6 protein-coding genes and 1 pseudogene are annotated in these 6,545 nt (G+C 59.9%); 2 read left to right on the top strand and 5 right to left on the bottom strand.

Annotated elements, in window-relative coordinates; translation table 11 throughout:
* A pseudogene (locus ACSQ3J_RS31000) lies at positions 1–112 on the bottom strand (transcriptional regulator TraR); the annotation flags it as partial.
* Positions 113–410: 298 nt separating this feature from the next.
* Between ACSQ3J_RS31000 and ACSQ3J_RS30995 the strand changes: the two are divergent.
* Both ACSQ3J_RS30995 and ACSQ3J_RS30990 read left to right on the top strand, forming a co-directional pair.
* On the top strand, positions 411–662 hold the full coding sequence (locus ACSQ3J_RS30995; protein WP_436041124.1) for a hypothetical protein: 252 nt from the start codon (positions 411–413) through the stop codon (positions 660–662).
* Entirely contained in the window at positions 659–1,057 is a 399-nt protein-coding gene (locus ACSQ3J_RS30990) for a type II toxin-antitoxin system VapC family toxin (RefSeq protein ID WP_436041122.1), read from the top strand. The genes ACSQ3J_RS30995 and ACSQ3J_RS30990 overlap by 4 nt, the downstream gene beginning before the upstream one ends.
* 108 nt (positions 1,058–1,165) lie before the next feature.
* Here the strand turns inward: ACSQ3J_RS30990 and ACSQ3J_RS30985 are convergent, their stop codons facing one another.
* The 4 genes from ACSQ3J_RS30985 to traA all read right to left on the bottom strand — a co-directional run.
* Positions 1,166–1,774: a TraH family protein gene (locus tag ACSQ3J_RS30985; protein ID WP_436041120.1), complete on the bottom strand. Its 609-nt coding sequence runs from the start codon at positions 1,772–1,774 to the stop codon at positions 1,166–1,168.
* 17 nt (positions 1,775–1,791) lie between these two features.
* Positions 1,792–2,958, bottom strand: coding sequence for a conjugal transfer protein TraB (locus ACSQ3J_RS30980; protein WP_436041118.1), 1,167 nt, complete (start codon positions 2,956–2,958; stop codon positions 1,792–1,794).
* Positions 2,948–3,484: a conjugative transfer signal peptidase TraF gene (gene traF, locus ACSQ3J_RS30975; RefSeq protein ID WP_436041117.1), complete on the bottom strand. Its 537-nt coding sequence runs from the start codon at positions 3,482–3,484 to the stop codon at positions 2,948–2,950. The genes ACSQ3J_RS30980 and traF overlap by 11 nt, the downstream gene beginning before the upstream one ends.
* Positions 3,485–3,510: 26 nt before the next feature.
* Positions 3,511–6,545: Ti-type conjugative transfer relaxase TraA (traA, locus tag ACSQ3J_RS30970; protein ID WP_436041116.1), on the bottom strand; the 3,035-nt coding region annotated here is incomplete at its 5' end.

The following is a 6,545-nucleotide window of genomic DNA, read 5'->3' as shown; positions in this document are numbered from 1 at the left end:
CATAGCCCACAAAATCGAACCGATCAGCAAGATTGGCCAGTGCGCCCTTCACCATGGACTGATCGTTTCCGATCACGGTGATATCCAGCAGTTTCTCGACCCAGTTTGACATCCATACTCTCCCTGTACATCGCACCCGTTCCGCGGTGCGAAATGCGTCGGCAGTCAGAGGGACCGCGACGCGCGCGAACAGTGACCGGGTAAAGAATGAAGCATATTCAATCGCATAAGTTGACCACAATGGAATGGTTTTCTAAATCGTTTCCGCGAGATTGAAAACCTCGGAATTTGCTTATTCGCGAAAAACGTGTCGGGGTATCGACCGACTTAACTTTTCAGCCAGTACGGTCCATCCATCTGTCATTGTCTTCAAAAATGTCTTATATCTGGACTGTAATTAGAGAGAGACCATGTTGCAGCTTACACACGATACCGAACAGCTTGCCCGAACGGTTGCGGCCCGTGTGGGCCGCAGACCGGATGATCTTATTCGCGCGGCCCTCGAACGTGAGGCTGCGGCGCTCGGCGTTTCCACTGATTTGCCTGTTCGCAACCGCATGACCGTCGAGCAGATGATGGCCGTCGGCGAAAAGGTCTCGGCCCTGCCGCTGTTTGACCCATCCTCGCCGAAAGAGATTCTCGACGACCTGAACGAACAATGATCGTCGTCGATTCCTCCGCAGTGGTCGCCATACTCGAACGGGAAGACGACAGCGCTTTATACGCTCGCGTAATTCAGGATGCCGACAATCTCACGATGTCGGCCGTCAACGCCCATGAATGCGCGGTCGTGCTACGACGACGCAGAGGACCGGAAGGTGAGCGAATCCTCTGGCTCTTCCTGGCAGACAACGGGGTCCAGATCCTGCCCTTTGATGAGGAACAGGCTCGAAGAGCTTCAGAGGCGTTCGGAAAGTACGGCAAGGGCATCGATGCGAAGGCCAGGCTTAACCTTGCCGACTGTGCCGCATACGCGCTCGCCAAAAGCCTTTCGGCGCCTTTGCTGTTCAAGGGAGACGATTTTATACATACCGACATCGAAGTTGCGGCCCGGTAGGCACTAGTATCCCCGCCTGGCTAACTTGACGCGCGAAATCCAAGTTTGGTGAATGGCCTTGACGAACTCAGGGGCGCGAATACCCGGCCGGATTGCAGCGTTTCCGCGTTACTGACCACCGATCCGGGATAGATCGACCCGAATTCCCGCAGTCCCAACCTCCTTTTCGTCTGAGGGTTCCGCTTCGCTCTGGGAGGGCTTGGCATCAGCAGGTGTGTCCGCGGCATCCAAAGAAACTTTCTTCCGATCGACGATTGTTCCACCTGGATCCTCCGCCTGAAACACGCCTTCACCCTCAAACTGGCCCGTGTTCCAGGCGTAAACGGCATCTTCAAAGATCTGTGGAAGCACCTCTTTGCTCGTTGGGTTGCCATACCATTTTGCAACGATGCGCATGATCTTTGAAAACATCTTCGTCCCCACGCGAAGATTTTCGCAAGGCTCAATCAGATCTGGTTTCAGCTCGGACGCGTCCTTCACGCCGACACCCGCCGGGAACTGTGTAAGGCCCACACGCACGACGGCCTGACCGACATACTGGCGTACGACCTCCATCGCCTCGTCGGGGGTCTTCGGTTTTGGTACAAGGATGAGCCGCCCTCCGGCTTTGACGGTGACGGCCAGCGGATCGCCAGGACCGACAGCGCCTACGAACTGCTCGACGATGGCGGGTTTCAGCGAGGGATCGGCGCATTCCGCGATAAAGGCAGCATCCATGACGAAAGCTCCAAAGTTCAAGTATTGAAGGAAATCACAAGGGGGACGCCGAACAGGGCGGACCAGGCTTTGGCGCTCGCGCGCTGGATGGCGACGATGTTGCCATCCGTCGTCCACCAGCCATTGCCGATCAAAACGATCGCGTCGGGTCGATAAAGCATCGACTGGAGAATGGGCCACAGTACGAGCTGCTCGTAGCAGATAAGAGGCGCGATCTTTCGGCCCGCGACCTCGACGACGGGATTGGCGAAGAGGTTGGCGCGGGCGCCACCGGTCTCTCCTGTCCATCGCTCCCATGGACGCCACATCGAAACCGGCACGGGCATGCGCTCGTGATAGAGGACACGCCCCCCATGCGCATCGATGGCCACCATGACGTTGTCGTAGCCAACCGCATCGACGACCGCCGCGCCGGCGACCACAGTCACGTGCGTTCCTTGCAGCTCAGTCCGCCAGAAACGTTCAAGCGTTGGCGTCCAAAAGCCCAGTGTGCTCTCGGGAAGCACGACGACGGTCTCTCGTGTTCCGGCAGCACGCCGAACAGCCGTCACCAGGTCACGTTGACGTTGAAGGGATTGATCGCGGCCAAGGCTTTCACCCATTTCAAGGTCGACACCACGCCACCCCTCCGCTAGAATCTGATTTGTCCCCGATGCGGCGGACCAAAGCCATAGACCTGACAGGGCAATGGCGATAGCCGGCCCGATCCGGGTTACGAGACCGATCAGGCCGGCTGTCAACGCGAGAAGCCCCCACCATCCCCATTCTGGAAACAGTATGCCGGCCGCTGTCAGCGGATGCGCCCAGCCTGTGATCCCGAGCGGCGGCAAAGCAGTGAGACCCAGGACCATTAGATAGCGCGCAGGCTTTGCCCATCCGGGTCGCGCCGTCCATAGCGCCGAATGGATGAGGACAAAGGACGATGCCGCCGCGACCCAGAAGCAGAGCCCAACCCAGACATCCGCTGAAAAGAACTGGACGACGCCCGACGGCAAACCCCGTGACGCCGCCAGGAAATAGCCGACAGCGACGAGGGCCACTGCGATCCGCGTTGGCGACAGGGCCCACAGAAGTGGGAAGAAGGTTGCCGCAGGCAGCTGGAGCGCCTGGCCGCTCCAGCCGACCGCCCCGACGACGACTGCAAGTGGGACGAGAACGGCAGTCACCATGACCTCACGGCGCATAGGTCAACACCTCTTGCGCCAGACCGAGTACGCCTGAAACAGGTACCGGCCCGAAATACCTAGAATCCCATGAGCCGATGAAGTCGGAGTGCAGATACAACTCTCCGGGTGGAACGATACCGCTTCGATCATGCCTTAGCGATCGCCCCTGTCCATCCGCCCCGATGATGGGCGATCCGGGAATTGGTACGCCTTCAACTGCGATGTGATCGGTGACGTCCACACGCTGTCCCGCCAACGCGACAACCGTCTTGATAAGTGGACCGAACCCACCGGGGCAAAGTCCCGGGCGGAGATATCCGCGCTGCCTCGCCTGGCGCATGGCGGCATTGTCAGGCGGGCAGACGAAAACCGTTTCCCCGGATCGGACCGGGCGATTGAGAGGAACGACGCGCCAGAGGCCGAGCGGCTCACTCGGCGTCGTGTTGATGCGCAGACCACCACTCCAACCGGCAGCAAAGAGGACGCCAAACATGCCGGCGGCCACGGATAACGTGACGCAGGCGCGGCGTCGTTGACGAGGCATCGTCCAACCTTCACGCTTCATCATAATCATTTGAGGGAGAGCCCCTTGGTCTGGGTTTGCCGCGCTGTTTCAGCCTGCTTCAACGCCAGCGTGGTGCGCTCGTGCGCGACGAGTTGCTGCACAGTGCGCATGCTGTTCCAGGCCGACTGCACTTCGCTTTTCTGCGAAGGATTCATCCCGGCCGTCAATTTGTGAAAGGTCTCGCCGTTTGCATCTTTTGCCGAGATCGGCAGCAGGCTGCGTTCTCCGAAACGTTCGGACACAGCCTTGGCGAAGCCTTCAAGCTCAGCTTTCACGTTTCTGTCGGCCAGCGCATATTCGAGACCGGCGGGAAGATCGTTGCGATCGATCGCGTCGCGGATCCGCTCAAGCGTTTGCCTGGCCGATGGCGAGAGGGCAGGGATGTTGACGGAGACCCTGAGACGGATTGCCCGCTCTTGCGCTTCGTGCTTGCGCTCTGCCTCGGCCCGCGCCGTGACATAGCGCTCGAGGTTTCGCACCAGGGCAGGCGCGTTGACAAGCGCCGTGTCGCGCGCGGCCTTCTCGGTCGCTCCGGCGAAGATGCCGGTCTTGCCCTTGAGCGCTCCAAACTTTTCCGGCTCAGCTGCGATCTTCGCAAGCGTTGTCTGCGCTCTTGCCGGATCTTTCAGCATGGCATCGACATTGACCGCCTTGAACGCGGTCTCCGGCTCGGCGAAGACCTGGGTAAAGCGTGTCGTGACCTCCTGCCATTGCTTCTTCAAACCGGGATCGGCAGTCAGACGATCCTCAACGGCCTGGTCGATCGATTTCGGGAACGTCGTGATGCCTGATACCATTGGCTTTGCCTCCATGAAGGGTTTCGGGGTCACATGGGGACTCGGGCGCTTGAGACCGAGCTGTGCGCCGATCGTCGCCAGGCGGGCGGTGAGATTGACGATCTTCTGTTTCCCGCGAACGATCCAGTCGAGGCGGTCGCGAACGAGGGTGCGCGCTACACTGACCAGATGCAGGCCGCGCGCGTCGGCGAAGCGAAGGGCCGCGCGATAGAAGGCGCCCTTCTCGTAGTCGAGCGTCGTTTCCTTTGAGTTCTTGCGCGATAGAAGCTCGGCCAGGCCGCCTGCCTTGGCGAAGGATCGCGAGCCATAATAGACGCCGAGATCCTCGCGATGACGGGTCATCGCCACATAGGTCAGGTGACGGTCGAGGGATAGCGAGGCCAGAACCTTGACCCTGTCGACGGTTGCGCCTTGGCTCTTATGGATCGTCGTCGCGTAACCATGATCGACGTTGTTGTAAAACCGCTGCTCTACGCTGAAAGTCCGCCGGCGCTCGCCCTCGCCAATCTCGGCAACGATACGCCCCGGGGCGGCTTCCACGACCTTGGCCAGCATGCCGTTCTTGACGCCAAGCGAGCTTTCATTTTTGAGGAAGACGATCCGATCGCCGGCGGCGAAATGACGTATACCGTCTTCCGTCTTGAAGACGTGACCGCCATCGACAAGCCCGCGCTCGACGAGCTTGGCGCGTGCCAGGGTATTGAGGATCCGCACGTCGCGGCGAAGGTGGGCTAGGATCAGCGATGACCGGGCCGGATCGTACTCACGGTTCCAATCGGAAATAAGGTTTTCGACAGCTTGTGACTTCAAGGTCGATCCCATCATCCGACCGTTTGCGCTGTAGGACTCGACAGCCTTGGCGATGTTGCCGCGGGCGAGATCGAGCGACGCGTCGCGCATCCATTGCTCGCGCTGGCGATAGATGGTTTCGAGTTCGGCGTAGCCGATGCGCTCAGTGATGGCCCTGAAGGCGGCACCTGCCTCGATTGGCTGCAGCTGTTCGGGATCACCGATGAGAACGAGCTTTGCCCCGCGCAGCGTTGCCTCTTCGACAAGATGTGCCATCTCTTTGGAGGAGACCATGCCCGCTTCGTCCAGGACCATAACAGTCTTGTCGTCGAGCTGGTTGCGACCTTGGGCCCAGCGCAGTTCCCAGGAGGATAATGTACGGGAAGGAATACCCGCTTCGTTTTCCAATCCTTCGGCGGCCTTCCCCGCCAAGGCGGCACCAACGACACGATAACCGGCCGCCTCCCAGGCCTCGCGTGCGGCCTTCATCATCGTGGTCTTGCCGGCGCCGGCGCGGCCGACCACGGCTACAATCCGCTCAGGACCTGCAACATGCTCAATGGCCGTTTTCTGCTCATCCGAGAGGCGCTCATGGCGCTCGAACACCGCCTCAATGATCTTCTGACGGACGCCATGCGATGGTCGCTGGGACAGCCAGATCGACCGGTTTGCCATCTCGGCCTCAAGGCGGATCATCTCGCGTGTCGTGTACCGCGCTGGCGTCCTGACACCGGAGGTAAATTCTATCCGCTCGCGGTCGAGACGCAGCACGTCCAGATGCTGCATGATCCGCGCCATCAAACTCTGGAAGAGCGCCGCATCGTCGACATAGCGATGGAGGACCTTCGCTACGTCGTGGTTGCCGAACACGCTTTTCTCACGGGTGATGAGATCGAGCACGATGCCGGGATTGTGCTGGATGCGCCGGACGTTCTCCGCGCGCCGCTCCTCGTGCAATTCGATCCGCTCGAGCTTCTGTGACCGGGCTGTGGCCGGCCCGTTTTCTGTTTGCGATTTTCGCTCGATGGCGGTGGCGCCGACCCCGATATGAATGGTCGGTGTCAGGTCGATACCCTGCTTTTCAAAGGATCGGCCATCTATGCGGATGTCCAGCCCGGCAAGCGCCAGGTGCCGGTTCTGCACAGCAAACCATCCGTCACGAAAGGCATTGAAGTCCTTGGTGCCACCCCCCCAGAGTTCATAGATGATTTTGCCGGCGTCATTGCGCATGGGCTGGCCGTCTGGTCCAAGAACAGCAACCTTCTTGGCACCGAACCCGTCCTCGCTCAGAGGCCGCAATGTCGTCATCATGTGGACATGCGGGTTGCCGGGTGCATCGTGATAGACCCAGTCCGCGACCATACCCTTTGACGTGATATGCTCGGCAATGAAGTCTCGCATCAGCGCGATGTTCTGCTCGGACGAAAGTTCGATCGGCAGCGCGATGGTCACAT

Origin of the sequence: Rhizobium sp. LjRoot98, assembly GCF_964252935.1 — a bacterium.
In the GTDB taxonomy this organism is placed as follows: domain Bacteria; phylum Pseudomonadota; class Alphaproteobacteria; order Rhizobiales; family Rhizobiaceae; genus Pararhizobium.
The sequence above is the reverse complement of the archived record's forward strand: the minus strand, read 5'-3'. Positions and strand labels throughout refer to the sequence as shown.